This is a genomic window from Caulobacter sp. RHG1 (assembly GCF_013181195.1).
In the GTDB taxonomy this organism is placed as follows: Bacteria; Pseudomonadota; Alphaproteobacteria; order Caulobacterales; family Caulobacteraceae; genus Caulobacter.
The window spans coordinates 167,569-181,698 of record NZ_SMZP01000005.1 but is presented as its reverse complement, the minus strand read 5'-3'; the positions used below and the strand labels follow the sequence as shown (position 1 = coordinate 181,698).

The window sequence follows — 14,130 nt, the reverse complement described above, 5'->3', positions numbered from 1 at the left end:
TGGCCAAGGTTCCTTGGGGGCTTAAGCCGACGACGATCGCAATCGTCGGAGCTGTCGCATGACCCCCATCCTTCTTCTCGGCGCTGGGCGCATGGGCGGGGCCTTGGCGCAAGGCTGGCGCGACGCCGGCGCCTTCTCGGCCGCCGACCTGATCATCCGAGATCCCCACATCGACCCGGCCGCCTTCGCGGGCGCGCGGATCAATCCGCCGCTGGAGGCGCTGGGCGCGGCCAAGACCGTGTTGCTGGCGGTGAAGCCGCAGATCTGGCGCGAGGCGGTCAAGGACGTCGTCCCGCACCTGGCGCCCGACGCCGTCATCGTCTCGATCGCCGCCGGCGTGCGCGCCGCCGATATCTCCGAAGCCTTCTGCGGCCGGCGCGTGGCCCGGGTGATGCCGACCACGGCCGTCTCGATCGGCCGCGGCGCCGCCTCGATCCATGCCGAGGACCCCGAAGCCCTGGCTCGCGCCAAGGCCCTATTCGCGCCGGTCGCCGCCGTCGCCGAACTGGCCAGCGAAGACCTGATGCACGCGGCCACCGCCGTCTCGGGTTCGGCCCCGGCCTATCTCTACGCCTTCGTCGAGGCGCTGGAGGCCGCCGGCGCCGCCCAGGGTCTGGATGCGGCAGACAGCGCCCGCTTGGCCCGCGCCACGATCATCGGCGCCGCCGCCCTCATGGAACAGAGCGGTGAGGAGCCCGCCGAACTGCGCAAGCAGGTGACCTCGCCGGGCGGCACGACCGCGGCGGCGCTGGGCGTGCTGATGGGCGAGGGCGGGTTCGGGGACCTGCTGCCGAAGGCGCTGGCGGCGTGCGTGAAGCGGTCGGAGGAGTTAGGCGGCTAACACTGGCCCCCTCCGCGCCTGCGGCGCTCCTCCCCCGGAGGGGGAAGACGGGGCGCTTCCGTCTGCCCCCTCTGGGGGCGGACGACCTGCGAAGCAGGTCAGGTGGGGGCTTGCTGAGCTGGCCGTCCTACCCCCATCTCTCCTCCCATGACCGACGACATCCTCGACCGCGCCGCCGACGCCGCCCTGGCCCTCGCCGCTGACCGGCCGTGGCCGGCCGTCTCCCTGCGCGACATCGCCGTGCGCGCCGAGGTCCCGTTCGGCGAGCTCTACGTCCGCGCCGACAGCAAGCGCGCGCTGCTGTCCCATCTGTCGGCCCGCTTCGACCAGGCCGCGCTCGCCGTCGACTATCCGGAGAGCTCCGAAGCCCACGATCGCCTGTTCGACGCCGCCATGGCTCGGCTGGAGGCGATGGAGCCCCACCGCGCCGCCCTGCTGGCGATCGCCAAGTCCGAAGGTCCGCTGGTCTCGGTCGCCCGCTTCCCGCGCATCGCCCGCGCCATTCTTGAGGCCGCTGGCGTCCCTGCCACCCCGCCGCGCCTGGTGGCCATGACCGCTGTCTGGGCCCGCGTGGTCCAGGTCTGGCGCGACGACGAAGGCGTGCTGAACCGCACCATGGCCGAGCTGGACAAGCGCCTGAAGCAGATGGCGGAACGGCTGACGAAGCTCGGCGCGGGCTTCTAGCCCGGCAGCTTGATCGAGGCTCTCAAGCCCCCCATCGTCGAGCGCGACAGCACCAGATCCCCGCCCAGGCCGCGGGCCATGTCCCGCGCGATGGCCAGGCCCAGGCCGACGCCCTTTTCGTTCTGGTTCCGGCTCTCGTCGAGGCGCGAGAACGGCTTGAAGGCTTCCTCGTAGCGGTCTTCCGGAATGCCGGGGCCGTCGTCGTCCACCGCCACCTCGACCCCGCCGGTGAGGCGTTCGGCGACGGTGACCTTCACCCGATCCGCATGGGCCACGCCGTTGTCGATCAGGTTGGTCAGGGCCCGGCGGAAAGCCAGCGGCCGCAGGTGCGCCTCCAGCCCGGCGGCGATTTCGGTCTCGACCATGGCGCCGCCGCGCTCGGCGTCGGCGATCACGCTCTCGACCAGCTCCGACAGATCGACCACCTGCGCCGCCTCGCCGCCCTCGCCGCGGGCGAAGGCCAGGTACTCGTCGATCATGTGCTCCATTTCGCGCAGATCGCCCTTCATCGCCTCCAGCTGTTCGCTGGGCTCGGACATGGCCATTTCCAGCTTCAGCCGAGTCAGGGGCGTGCGCAGGTCGTGACTGACGCTGGCCAGCAGGGCCGTGCGCTGCTCGATGTGGCGGACGATGCGGGCCTTCATGGCCATGAAGGCCGCCGCCGCCTGGCGCACCTCGCGCGCCCCGTGCGGCTTGAAGTCGTGATCCTCGCCGCGGCCGAAGGCGTCGGCGGCGTCGGCCAGGCGCTCGATGGCGCGGACCTGATTGCGGATGAACAGGATCGCTACCCCGGTCAGCAGCATGGTCGCGACCACCATCCACAGGATGAAGATGTGGCCTTGCGTGGCGTAGGCCCGATCGCGCAGGGCGTAGATCTGCAGCACCCCGCCGGGCACCTGCACGCGGATGTCGATATAGGCGGTGTAGCGGGTGGTGTCGAACCAGACCGGGTTGTCCAGCCGGTCCTCCAGCGCCTTCTGCAGCGAGCGGTCCAGGGCCGCGAACAGCGAGGGGCGGTGGCTGGTCGGCAGCTTGCGGCCCTTCTGGAAGGCGATCGACAGCGACATCGAGTCTTCGGCCCGCTGGGCCAGTTTCTCGACGGCGGCGGGGCTGGGGTCGTCCTCATAGGACTGCACCGCCCAGGCGATGTCGCCGGCCAGGCCCTCGGACAGCTTGCTGGTCACCGACTGCCAGTGGGCGTCGAAGAAGGCCCAGGTGACGGCGATCTGCATCAGCCCGATCGGCAGCACGATGATCAGCAGACTGCGCCCGAACAGCGAGGTCGGCAGCAGCCGCTTGAACAGGCGAGGGATGTAGAGCCGGGTGCGCAGGCGCATCAATCAGTCCGGCGCCAGCCGATAACCCACCCCTCGCACGGTCTGCAGATAGCGCGGGTTCTTCGGGTCCGGCTCGATCTTGCGGCGCAGGCGGGTGACCTGGACGTCGACAGCGCGGCCGGTCGCGTCGGCGGTGTCGCGGGCCAGTTCCAGGCGGTCGACCGGCTCGTGGACCGAGCGGGCCAGGCGGCGGAGCAAGGTGACCTCGGCCTCGGTCAGCCGCACCACTTCGCCGTCGCAGGTCAGCTCGCCGCGATCGGACTCGAAACTGCAGAGCCCCAGGCTCAGAGCCTTGGTCGCGGCCGGACGGGCAGATGAGCGGCGCAGGATGGCCTCGATGCGCAGCAGGAGTTCCTGCGGCTCGAACGGCTTGCCCAGATAGTCGTCGACGCCGCTGGACAGGCCCTCGATACGGTCGGCCGTCTGGTCGCGGGCGGTCAGCATCAGGATCGGAGTGCGGCCGGCCTCGCCGCCCCTGGCCCGCAGGCGCTTGGTGAAGCTGTAGCCGTCCTCGCCGGGCATCATCACGTCCAGCACCATCAGGTCGAAGTCCAGGGCTTCGAACAGGCGGTCGGCGGCGGCGGCGCTGGACGAGGCCGTGACCCGGAAGCCGGCCCGGCTGAGGAATTCCTTGATCAGCTTGCGCAGGCGGTCGTCGTCGTCGACGACCAGGATGTGGCGCTCGCGGCGTTCGTCCGGCGTCATGTCGGGCTCCGTCGACCTGCGCCTTGGCGAGACCCCGCCAGGGCCGCCAGGATACGCCGCGTGCCGGCCACGCCGTCCAGCCCGCCGGTGCGATAGGCCCGGGCCAGCAGCGCGCGCAGGCGCTCGGCCGTGCGCTGTTCGAAGGCCACGCCTTCGGGGGTCAGGGTTGCGGGACGGCGGCGACCGTCCAGATCGCCCGAGCCGCGCTCGATCAGGCCGGCCTTCTGCAGGTCGGCCAGGGTGCGGCTGGCGGCCTGTTTCGACAGGCTGGTCAGCTTGGAAAGGTCCTGCACGCCTAGGCCCGGCCGGCGACGCAACAGGAAGGCCGCGCGCCAGTGCGAGCGGCCCAGGCCCAGGGTTTCAGCCTCCAGCACGGCATCGACCGTGGCCCACAGCGAAGCTTCCGCCAGCAGGATCAACTCCAGGCCGCCGTCCAGCTCCTCCTCGCGGAGGATCAGACGAGGGTCGTCCGAGCCGGGCTGAAACGGGGCGATCATTGCGGGGAGTCCATTTTATTTGACGCGTTCGCCCTCGGGGCGTCTAAGGGCCGGGTTCTCAATAAGGAGGTCTCGGGCCGATGTCTCTGGTTCCCTTCGACGATCGTGATGGTTGGATCTGGCTGGACGGCCAGTTCGTTCCCTGGCGCGAAGCGAAGGTCCACGTATTGACCCACGGCCTGCACTACGCGTCGTCGGTCTTCGAGGGCGAGCGCATGTACGGCGGCGAGATTTTCAAGCTGACCGAGCACACCGAGCGCCTGTTCAAGTCTGCAGAGATCCTCGATTTCGAGATCCCCTATACGGTGGCCGAGATCGACGAGGCCTGCAAGGCGACCGCGGCCAAGAACGGCCTCACAGATTGCTACGTTCGCCCCATCGCCTGGCGCGGCAGCGAAATGATCGGCGTTTCGGCGCAGCAGACCAAGATCCACGTGGCCATCGCCGTGTGGGACTGGCCCAGCTATTTCGACCCCGCGACCAAGGCCAAGGGCATCCGTCTGACCTGGGCCAAGTACCAGCGTCCGGATCCCAAGACCGCCCCTGTCGCGGCCAAGGCCGCCGGCCTCTACATGATCTGCACCATCTCCAAGCACGCCGCCGAGAAGGACGGTTATGCCGACGCGATGATGCTGGACTACCGCGGCTATGTCGCCGAGGCGACCGGCGCCAATGTGTTCTTCGTCAAGGACGGCGTGCTGCACACGCCCAAGCCCGACTGTTTCCTGGACGGCATCACCCGCCGCACGGTGATCGGCCTGGCCAAGGACAAGGGCATCGAGGTCGTCGAGCGCCATATCCAGAAGGAAGAGCTGGCTGGCTTCACCGAGTGCTTCATCGTCGGCACCGCCGCCGAGGTCACCCCGGTGTCAGAAATCGGCGAATTCAAGTTCACGCCGGCCAAGCTGTCGCTGGACCTGATGGACACCTACGCGGCGCTGGTGCGCAACGAGGCTCTACAGCCCGCCTAGTTCCAGCTCGCGGACGCCAAACCGATAGCGGGCGATCCGGCCACCGCGGCCAGGTCGTCCGCGCCCATCCGGCAGGTCCAGCCGTGGCGGGCGTCGCGGGCGCAGTCAACGCGCTTGGAGAAGGCCGCCGCCATCAGGCGCTTGCGGTCCAGCGCCTCGGTCCCGGCCAGACGCACGCGGACCCACTGCTCGGGACGCGGCCCCAGGGCCACGCAGATCACCCCATCGGACGGCACGTCGAGGACGGGTCCCGCCACCGCGTCGCGCGTCGACGCCATGCAGGCGGTCGCGCCATGCGCCGCGATCAGCGCCACGAGCGTCGTGGCCAAGGCGATGGTCTTGTGGCGAACCCCGGTCATGGATCAGATCCTGCTGCCCCAATCGACAAACGTCGGTAGAGCGACCGGTGTTCCGCAACGTGAGCTGACGGATTCGTGAGTTGGACTTGAGCGGCTCGCCGACGCAGGGTCCCCCGCATTGCAGGAGGCCGACTATGACCGAACGTACTTTCCGCCAGGGCGACATGCTTCTCCGCACCGGCGTCGACCTGCCTCACCTGGGCGTCTTCTCCGGCCAGGTCTACGAAGTGGAGGATTTCCACCACCATGCCGACGGCCTCTATGTGAAGGGCATCCCCGAAGGCCTGGACCCGGCGAGCTTCGCGCCGGTTGAACCCTAAACGTCATCCCGCGCCTTGTGCGCGGGACCCCTCTGTCCGCCGCGTTGAAGTGTGGACTTAAACTCTCACGCAAAAGCTGAACCATGGGTCCCACGCACAAGGCGCGGGATGACGATGGTGTTGGCTACTTCCCCGCAGCCTTCAGCGCCGCAGCGACCTCCGCCCGGGCCATGTCCATGTCGCGGCGGAAGGCTTCCGAGGCATGCTCGGCGGCGTAGATCACCGCCCCGGCCTGCAGGCCGGCCTCGGTGGCGCTGACGGTGTGGCTGCCGCAGATCCAGCGACTTTCCGCATACTGACGACCGCGCGCGTAGAGGGCGTCGGCGCGCGAAGGGGCGACCTCGGCCAGGATCATCGCCACATGCTCGCCATGGGCCGAGTGGCCTGACGGATAGTCGGGATTGGCCGTCAGATCGGGGCGCTTCACCTCGCAGACCGGAGCCGAATCCTTGCCTACGTAAGGACGCTGCGTGCCCCAGTGGGTCTTGGCCACGCCCACGACCGAGCGGTCGGCGCCCGAGCGCTCCAGCAGCGCCGTCAGGATCGGGGCCTGCTCAGGCGTCAGCTCCACGCCCAGAGCCTGCGCATAGTGATGATAGAACGAGCCGTTGACGTCATCGGTCGCCAGGGCCCAGCGCGGCGTGTCCTTCAGGCTGCGTGACTGGTCGAAGATCGCCGCGTCGGCCAGGGCCCGGGGCGAGCCCGGCTGGGGCGGGGCGGCCAGAACCTTGGTCAGGTCCGGGCGGTCGGCGGGCGCCAGATAGCCGCGCACGGGCGCGCCGGACGCCATCTCGATCGGCAGGCCGTCGCAAGCCTTGGCGGCCCGGACGGGATTGCAGGTCGCCGCCTCGCCACCGGCCAGGCGCACCGTGTAGTTCCCGGGGAAGCGCGGGTCGGCCCACATGTAGTCGGTCGAGACGTACTGGGCGCCGCTGGTCAGGGCGGCGGTGCGCTGGGTCACGTCGTTCTTGCGCGCCGCCCAGGTGTCGGCGTCGGCGCGGGTGCGCACGATGAAGCCGGCCTTCACGGCGGCGGCGATGCGGGCCTTCTGGGCGACGGGATCGTTCAGGGTCAGGTAGGCGGCGGCCGGCGAGGTCTCGTCGGTGTTGACGAACATCGCCCGGCCTTCCAGCGAGACGCGCTTGCCGCGATAGATCGCGACCTTGGCCGGGCCCTCGTCGAGGGCGAAGAAGACCTTGCCGCGCGCCGCGCCCAGCTTCGGCCAACCGCCCGCGAGCACGCCCTCGCGCAGGGTCTTGGCCTTGCCGCGCACCAGGTCCGGGTCGATCAGCTTGTCCGGGCCGAACACCGAGCGGATCTCGGCGTCCAGGGCGTCAAAGGCGGCCTCGTCGAAGTTGGGTGGGACCACGCCGCCGGGGAAGGACGCGCCCTCCTTGGCGTTCAGCATGATCAGCAGCGGCACGTGGTCGGGATGGGTGTCCGACCAGGCCTTCACGATGTTCAAGCACGCCACGAAGGTCACGCAGGTGCTGCGGAAGTCGACATCAGGCATGTGCAGGGTCTTGAAGCCCGGCTTGGCCATCGCCGCCGCTGTGGCCGGCGACAGCACCGTTCCCTGGCCCAGGGCGGTGGTCGGCTTGGCGTAGAGGCCGCCCTTGGGGTCGTACAGGACGTCCAGCTCCAGCTGGCGGGCGCCGGCGTCCAACTGCTCGGTCAGCACGCGATGGCCATAGTCGACGCCGAGCGCAGCCTGGCCCTTGGCGGCGACCATGGCGGCCATCTCCTCGGGCGGAATCGGCAGCTTGTAGGAATTGTGGGTGCCGACGACCAGCATGTCGGTCATCGCCAGGGCGTCCATCCGCTGGCGCAGGCAGGGCGCGCTCTCGTCGCCGGCGGGGCAGGTCGAGGCGACGGCGAGGGCGGCGAACAGGGGCAGCATGGGGACCTCCGGAAACAGGAGGTGGTGCTAGCTCCGCCGTGTGAAGGTTTGACGTCAAGGGGAGGAAGCGCCCCCTCCGTCACGGCGCTAGCGCCGCGCCACCTCCCCCGCATGCGGGGGAGGAGAACGACCCCTTCCTCCCCCGTGAAACGGGGGAGGTGGCCCGAAGGGCCGGAGGGGGCGCTAGGCGGCCACCGCCTCCTCCGCCGGCAGACGGATCAGGTAGTCAAACGCCGAGAGCGATGCCTTGGAGCCTTCGCCCATGGCGATGATGATCTGCTTGTACGGCGTGGTGGTCGCGTCGCCGGCGCCGAAGACCCCGGGGATCGAGGTCTCGCCGCGATAGTCGACTTCGATCTCGCCGCGGTTGCTGAGCGCCACGCCGCTGTCCTTTAGCCACTCGGTGTTGGGCACCAGGCCGATCTGCACGAACACGCCTTCCAGGTCGACGCGGTGGGTCGCGTCGCTGTTGCGGTCCTTGTAGCTCAGGCCCGACACCTTGCCGCCGTCGCCGTGGATCTCGGTGGTCATGGCCGAGGTGACGATCTTGACGTTCGGCAGGCTGGCCAACTTGCGCTGCAGCACCGCGTCGGCGCGCAGTTGGCTGTCGAACTCGATCAAGGTCACGTGAGCCACGATGCCGGCCAGGTCGATGGCCGCCTCGACGCCGCTGTTGCCGCCGCCGATCACCGCCACGCGCTTGCCCTTGAACAGCGGGCCGTCGCAGTGCGGGCAATAGGCCACGCCCTTGTTCTTGTACTCGGCCTCGCCGGGCACATTGACGTTCCGCCAGCGCGCGCCGGTCGACAGGATGACCGTGCGAGCCTTCAGCGACGCGCCGTTCTCCAGCTTGACCTCATGCAGGCCGCCGACCGTCTTGGCCGGGACCAGGCCGGCCGCCTTCTGCAGGTTCATCACGTCGACTTCGTATTCCTTGACGTGCTGCTCCAGCGCCGTGGCCAGCTTGGGACCTTCGGTGTGGGTGACCGAGATGAAGTTCTCGATGGCCATGGTGTCCAGCACCTGGCCGCCGAAGCGCTCGGCCGCGACGCCCGTGCGGATGCCCTTACGGGCGGCGTAGATCGCCGCGGCGGCCCCAGCGGGGCCCCCGCCGATAACGAGAACGTCGAAGGCGTCCTTGCTCTTGATCTTCTCGGCCATGCGGTCGGCGGCGCCGGTGTCCAGCTTGGCCAGGATCTGCTCGACCTCCATGCGGCCCTGGCCGAACGGCTGGCCGTTCAGCAGGATGGTCGGCACGGCCATCACCTGGCGGGCTTCGACCTCATCCTTGAACAGCGCGCCGTCGATGGCGACGTGGCTGATGCGCGGGTTCAGGGCGCTCATGGTGTTCAGCGCCTGCACCACGTCCGGGCAGTTCTGGCAGGACTGCGAGAAATAGGTCTCGAAGCGGTAGTCGCCCTCCAGGCCCTTGATGCGCTCGATGACCTCGGCGTCCAGGCGCGGCGGGTGGCCGCCCACGTGCAGCAGGGCCAGCACCAGCGAGGTGAACTCGTGGCCCAGCGGCAGGCCGGCGAAGCGCACCGAGGCGTCTTTCGCGGCGCGCTCGACCGTGAACGACGGCCTGCGCGCGTCGGTCCCGGCGAAATTGACGCTGACCTTGTCCGAGGTCGAGACGATGTCTTCCAGCAGGGCCTTCATCTCGGTCGAACCCTTGCTGTCGTCCAGCGAGGCGACGAGTTCGATCGGTTGGCGCAGGTTCTGCAGATACTGGGTCAGCTGGGTCTTCAGGCCGGCGTCCAACATGGGGGCTCCAATAGGCGTGAGAAGGCGAACGCCGGCGAGGGCCGGGCGTGGCGAGCTTGGAAATTTCAACGGAGGTGCGCCGCCGCCCGTTCCGCGCCCGGAAGAAAGCTCCGGGGGCGGGCGGCGGCGCGGGTACGCTTAAGCTTAGATCTTGCCGACGAGGTCGAGCGAGGGGGCCAGGGTCTTTTCACCCTCTTCCCACTTGGCCGGGCAGACTTCGCCCGGGTGCGAGGCCACGTATTGGGCGGCCTTGACCTTGCGCAGCAGCTCGGCGGCGTTACGGCCGATGCCTTCGGCGGTCACTTCGGTGAACTGGATGACGCCTTGCGGGTCGACCAGGAAGGTGCCGCGATCGGCCAGGCCGACGCCCGGACGCATGATCTCGAAGTTGTTGGTCACCTGACCCGACGGGTCGCCCAGCATCGTGTACTTGATCTTGCCAATGGCCGGCGACGAGTCATGCCAAGCCTTGTGCGAGAAGTGGGTGTCGGTCGAGACCGAGTACACTTCGACGCCCAGCTTCTGGAACGTGTCGTAGTTGTCGGCCAGGTCTTCCAGTTCCGTCGGGCAGACGAAGGTGAAGTCGGCGGGGTAGAAGAAGAAGATGCCCCACTTGCCCTTCACGTCGCTCTCGGTGACCGTGATGAACTTGCCGTCCTTGAAGGCTTCGGCGGTAAAGGGTTTGATCTCGGTGTTGACCAGCGACATGGAGCGCTCCGTTTGGAAAGGATGCGCCCTTCTAAGGGGCGGTGGTCAATCGAGCAAATTGATAAATCTTCTGGACGGAATAGATTGAAACTATAGCGCCGGAGCCGGACGAAGTCGCCTCCTCCCCCTGAGGGGAGAGGAGGCCTTCGATCAGAACCGATAGCTGGCGGTCAGGCGCACGCTGTGGATCTTCATCTCATCCTCGGTGCGGCGCAGGTCGGTGCCGGCGGCGTTGGTCAAGATGAAGGGATTGGTGGCCGGCGCGGGGCCCTGGACCCGGACCGTGTAGCCGTCGTCGTCGAGGCGGGTCTGCAGATATTCCAGGCCCAGTCGCACGCGGCCGTCCAACTGCCGCTCGACGCCCAGGCCAAACTGAGTCCCGTTGGCGTTGTCGCTGTCGCGGCGCACGAAGGTGTTGGCGGTGTTGCTGGTGGTGAAGGCGTGCTTGATCTGGCCGCGCGCGACGCCGCCGGTGACGTAGCCGAGATAGGGACCCATGGCGTAGCCGGCGCGCAGGCGCACGGCGCCCATGGCCTTCAACTTGCGGTCCAGGGTGTAGAAGGCCGGCGTGGTCGAGAAGGCGCTGACGCGATCCTGGATCCTCACGCGTTCCAGCTCTGCGACGGCCCCGACCACGAACGCGCCGAACTGCATATCGTAGCCGGCGCGGGCGCCCAGCTCCCAGTTCTCGTCGTTATCGCCGACGCAGCCGTCGCTGGGCAGCGAGGTCCGGGCCGAACCGTCGCAGAAGCCCGGCGAGAAGGCGTTGGCGCCGGTCGCGGTGTTGACGGTGTCGTTGAACTGGCCGTCCAGATTCTTGTCGAACTTGAACTGCTCGCCCTTGGTCGCGTCGGTCTTGGCGTAGCCGAACACCGCGCCGACATAGGGGCCGCTCCAGTCGGTGGTCTGGGCCTGGGCCGCACCGCCGATGGCGCCGGCAAGGAGGCTTCCCACCAGAAGGCTTTTGGCCAGAAGCCCGGCCTTGAATGCATGAGTCATGAGTGATGTCCCTGTAGGCCCCGACTCTTGAGGTCCGCGATCGGCCGGGTTCGGACGACGGCGCCATGGTCAGGATTGTCCGAGGAACAACGCATTTCCAGCTGCCGTTCCCGCGAGGAGGGGAACGGCAGCGCCCGGCAATCAAACAAGATGAAGTCGACGGCGAGTAGCAACAAATGGGGCGCCGACGGTAGAGTGGTTACGGGTTGGGAATGGTGAACATCCGGTCGTAGTCGCGCCAGTGGGCGTTCATGGTCTTGATCTTCTGTCGCAGGTTTTCGCGCACGTTGGGGCCCAGGCGCAGGGCGTATTCCTCGGTCGTGGTCGGCGAGGCTTCCAGGATCTTGCCGTCGGTGCTGGCCAAGAGCTTCTCCATGGCCACGGCGGTGTCGATCTCGCTGCGGGCCAGGTTCATCAGGTCGGCGCGGGCCCAGTCGGCCTGTACGCCCAGCACGGGGTTGTCTTCCGGCTTGGCGCCGAGGGCGGTCACCCGGTCCAGCTGGGCCTGGTACTCGACCATGTTGTCGGCCGAGCGCAGCAGATAGATCAGGGCCTGGGTCCGCTTGGCGGTCAGATCCCACTCGGCGCGCGAGGTGGCGTCGGGGCGGCTGGCGGCGATGCCGTCGAAGATCGCCTTGGCCTTCTCGGCCTGCGGGATGGCGACGTCGATGGTTTGCTGGAACAGCAGGCGCGCGCCCCAGCCCTCGTACATGCGCATGGCCTGGATGTCGGCCAGGTTGGTCGCCTGGCTCTCGCCGCGCGCCTGGAAGAGGTAGGGCTTCCAGGCCGCCGTCTCGGCCTCGGTCAGCTCGGCGGGGTAGGGCACCATCGGCCGCTCCAGCCAACGGTTCAGCACGTGGCCGAACTTCAGCATGCCGCCGAAGTCGAGGGGCTGCATCAGCAGGGCCACCTGGTCCAGCGCTTCCCAGGCTTCCAGCAGGTTTCCGGCCTGGGCCTCGCCGACTTCGCTGACGGCGAAGCGGTGCAGAGCGGTCAGGCGCTTGAGGCGATCATCCATCGGCTGGTCCTTGGTCGACCTGGCCAGGCGATAGTTGAAGGCGGCGGCCTCCGGCGAGCCCAGGTCGAAGCCCTTGCGAGGGCTCGTGCTGGGCTTCACCGGAGCGAAGCTGGGCACGACCAGGCCGGCGATCGGGCTGAACGGACCGTCCCCGGGCCGCTGCACGCCGGTGTCGAAGCGCTTGCCGTCGGGGCCTTCCTTGCCGTTGACCGCCAGGCCGGGCGGCAGTTGCCGAACGATATTGGCCTCGGTGTCGGGACCGAAGGTCGGGATCATCCAACGGCGCGGTTCAATCTGGTTGATGTTGATCCGCACCGACTTGCCCTTGGCGGCGGCGGCTTGCTGGATGTTGGTCATGAAGCTGACGACGCGATCGGCCAGGGGCTTCTTGAAGCCGTCCGAATTGCCGTTGGCGCCGGGATAGAGGCCCGGGTTCCAGGCGAAGCCCGAGCCGGCGTCGGTGGTCACCCAGATGAAGGTGTCGATCTGCGGACACAGGTCCAGCAGCTTGCCGGTCGCCTCGCGATACATGGCCAGCACGTCGGGATGGTCGACGTTCGGCGCGAAATAGATCTTCCGCGAACGGGTGATCTGGTCGATGCGCGGCCCGCGATACTCCGGATGGGCGACGAAGAAGTCCTCGGGCAGGACGGTCGGCTCGTTGGCGGTCCAGGTGGCGGTCAGGCCATTCCCGGCGATCGCCTGGCAGCGAGCGCCGATCAGCTTCTGCAGCCGCTTGGCGTAGTTCATGTCCATGTAGGGCTGCAGCGCAGCCGGCGGGAACACCTTGAACAGGGCGATGTGGTGGGTGAACCAGCCGGGATAGGGGTCGTCGCGGTCCATCTCGAACCGGGCGATCGGCAGGCCCTTGGTGATGTTCATCTGGGTCGCGCCCAGCTCGCGCAACTGGCCGGCTTCCTGGGTGAAGCGCTCGGTGTCCTGGCGGTCGAAGCTGGCGTCGGCGGCGGCGTTCTTGGCCGCGTCGCGCATGTTGAGTGGCGCAGGCGGCGCCTCGGCGAGCGCGGCGGCGGGGCCAGACAAGGCTGCGAGCACCGCCAGCAGGCGCATTGAATTGCGGATCATCCATAACCTCCCAAGCCGGCGCTTAAGCGCTCATGTCGGAACCCTACAGATTGGTCAGACCACTTTCAATCAAATAATGAAATAGAGTCCCAATATGTGGAACTTCTCAATCGAGCTATTTCAGCGGGGCGATGCGCGGGAGGGCGTCGAGCAGCATGGCGGGAAGATAGGAGGCGTGATTGGCGCCGGGGTAGACATGATCGCGCACAGCAAACCCCGATCTTGCGAGCCAGCCTTTCAGCGCCAGAAAGCTGGGCTCGACCCCGGCGATGTCGTGTTCACCGCGGGCGAGCAGGATCGACTGGCCGCTTCCAGCCAGGTGAGCGAGGGTTTCGGCCAGTTCGGGATCTTCCGGAAGATTGGGGCTGGCGATCAGAAAGCCGGCGAAGGCCGTGGGCTGATGAGCCAGCACATTCGCGGCGAAGGCTCCCGCATAGGAGTGACCGAACAGATAGGACCGGGTCGGATCGACCGGGAAGTTCGCCTCGATATAGGGGCGCAGATCGTTTTTCAGGAAGGCTTCCAGCGCCGCGCCGCCGCCGCCGACCAGATTGCCGCGCCGGTTGACGGGCTTGTGCAGGACGTCGCCGTTCCGGAAGCGATAGTCCTTGGGCTGATAGCCGATCGAGACGACGATCATTGGCGATGTGGCGCCGCTCGCGGCCAAAAAACCACCGATCGGGCCGACGACGCCCAGCCCGCCGTCCAGAGCGTAGAGAGCGGGAACCTTGCCGCCGGGCGCGATGGCGGGCGGCGTCGTCACCTGGACAAGGAAGTCGCGCTGCAGTTGGGGCGAACGGACCAGCAGCGCCTGGGTGAGATCCTGGACGGTCGATGGTCGCGACAGGATCTGGAGTTCACCGGCCAGGGCCGCTTGGGGCAGGGCGGCGGCCAAGGCGCTGGCCGTCAGATGCAGCAAGTGGCGACGGTGCATGACATGGCCT

Annotated in this window: 14 protein-coding genes and 1 pseudogene; 4 read left to right on the top strand and 11 right to left on the bottom strand. The window is 68.2% G+C overall.

Going from position 1 to position 14,130, the window contains the following annotated elements:
- Window positions 1-58: 58 nt before the first annotated feature.
- Window positions 59-841 (top strand): pyrroline-5-carboxylate reductase, encoded by a 783-nt coding sequence (gene proC / locus E1H18_RS15250; protein ID WP_172269880.1) that lies wholly within the window; start codon window positions 59-61, stop codon window positions 839-841.
- A 147-nt stretch (window positions 842-988) separates the two neighbouring features.
- On the top strand, window positions 989-1,525 hold the full coding sequence (locus E1H18_RS15245) for a TetR family transcriptional regulator (protein ID WP_172269878.1): 537 nt from the start codon (window positions 989-991) through the stop codon (window positions 1,523-1,525).
- On the opposite strand, the gene E1H18_RS15240 is transcribed toward E1H18_RS15245, so the two are convergent.
- The 3 genes from E1H18_RS15240 to E1H18_RS15230 are packed head-to-tail and all read right to left on the bottom strand — an operon-like array spanning window position 1,522 to window position 4,064.
- Window positions 1,522-2,862 carry an ATP-binding protein gene (locus E1H18_RS15240; protein ID WP_172269876.1) on the bottom strand — a complete coding sequence of 447 codons (1,341 nt, stop codon included), beginning with the start codon at window positions 2,860-2,862 and terminating at the stop codon, window positions 1,522-1,524. The genes E1H18_RS15245 and E1H18_RS15240 overlap by 4 nt on opposite strands.
- 3 nt (window positions 2,863-2,865) lie before the next feature.
- On the bottom strand, window positions 2,866-3,567 hold the full coding sequence (locus E1H18_RS15235; protein ID WP_172269874.1) for a response regulator: 702 nt from the start codon (window positions 3,565-3,567) through the stop codon (window positions 2,866-2,868).
- Entirely contained in the window at window positions 3,564-4,064 is a 501-nt protein-coding gene (locus tag E1H18_RS15230; RefSeq protein ID WP_172269872.1) for a MarR family winged helix-turn-helix transcriptional regulator, read from the bottom strand. Before E1H18_RS15230 ends, E1H18_RS15235 begins: the two co-directional genes overlap by 4 nt.
- A gap of 80 nt (window positions 4,065-4,144) precedes the next feature.
- On the opposite strand from E1H18_RS15230, the gene E1H18_RS15225 reads away from it, so the two are divergent.
- On the top strand, window positions 4,145-5,035 hold the full coding sequence (locus tag E1H18_RS15225; protein WP_172269870.1) for a branched-chain amino acid aminotransferase: 891 nt from the start codon (window positions 4,145-4,147) through the stop codon (window positions 5,033-5,035).
- Here E1H18_RS15225 and E1H18_RS15220 read toward each other — a convergent pair.
- Window positions 5,032-5,394, bottom strand: a complete 363-nt coding sequence (locus E1H18_RS15220) for a hypothetical protein (RefSeq protein ID WP_172269868.1) — start codon at window positions 5,392-5,394, stop codon at window positions 5,032-5,034. The two genes, E1H18_RS15225 and E1H18_RS15220, sit on opposite strands and share 4 nt — an antisense overlap.
- Before the next feature lie 134 nt (window positions 5,395-5,528).
- Between E1H18_RS15220 and E1H18_RS15215 the strand changes: the two genes are divergently transcribed.
- Window positions 5,529-5,714, top strand: coding sequence for a hypothetical protein (locus E1H18_RS15215; RefSeq protein WP_172269866.1), 186 nt, complete (start codon window positions 5,529-5,531; stop codon window positions 5,712-5,714).
- A gap of 124 nt (window positions 5,715-5,838) precedes the next feature.
- Here the strand turns inward: E1H18_RS15215 and E1H18_RS26810 are convergent, their stop codons facing one another.
- The 7 genes and pseudogenes from E1H18_RS26810 to E1H18_RS15185 all read right to left on the bottom strand — a co-directional run bounded on the left by E1H18_RS26810 (window position 5,839) and on the right by E1H18_RS15185 (window position 14,120).
- A complete protein-coding gene (locus E1H18_RS26810) occupies window positions 5,839-6,504 on the bottom strand; it encodes a phosphatase PAP2 family protein (RefSeq protein WP_241736057.1) in 666 nt (221 codons plus the stop codon).
- Window positions 6,505-7,614 (bottom strand): annotated as a pseudogene (locus E1H18_RS26805) (phosphatidylinositol-specific phospholipase C1-like protein); the annotation flags it as partial.
- Between the two features lie 183 nt (window positions 7,615-7,797).
- Window positions 7,798-9,378, bottom strand: a complete 1,581-nt coding sequence (gene ahpF, locus E1H18_RS15205; protein ID WP_172269862.1) for an alkyl hydroperoxide reductase subunit F — start codon at window positions 9,376-9,378, stop codon at window positions 7,798-7,800.
- Between the two features lie 144 nt (window positions 9,379-9,522).
- Window positions 9,523-10,086 (bottom strand): alkyl hydroperoxide reductase subunit C, encoded by a 564-nt coding sequence (ahpC, locus tag E1H18_RS15200; RefSeq protein WP_172269860.1) that lies wholly within the window; start codon window positions 10,084-10,086, stop codon window positions 9,523-9,525.
- Window positions 10,087-10,236: 150 nt separating this feature from the next.
- Window positions 10,237-11,085, bottom strand: coding sequence for an outer membrane protein (locus tag E1H18_RS15195; protein WP_172269858.1), 849 nt, complete (start codon window positions 11,083-11,085; stop codon window positions 10,237-10,239).
- 199 nt (window positions 11,086-11,284) lie between these two features.
- Entirely contained in the window at window positions 11,285-13,186 is a 1,902-nt protein-coding gene (locus tag E1H18_RS15190) for a hypothetical protein (protein WP_172269856.1), read from the bottom strand.
- Between the two features lie 115 nt (window positions 13,187-13,301).
- On the bottom strand, window positions 13,302-14,120 hold the full coding sequence (locus tag E1H18_RS15185) for an alpha/beta hydrolase (protein ID WP_172269854.1): 819 nt from the start codon (window positions 14,118-14,120) through the stop codon (window positions 13,302-13,304).
- Window positions 14,121-14,130: the final 10 nt, after the last annotated feature.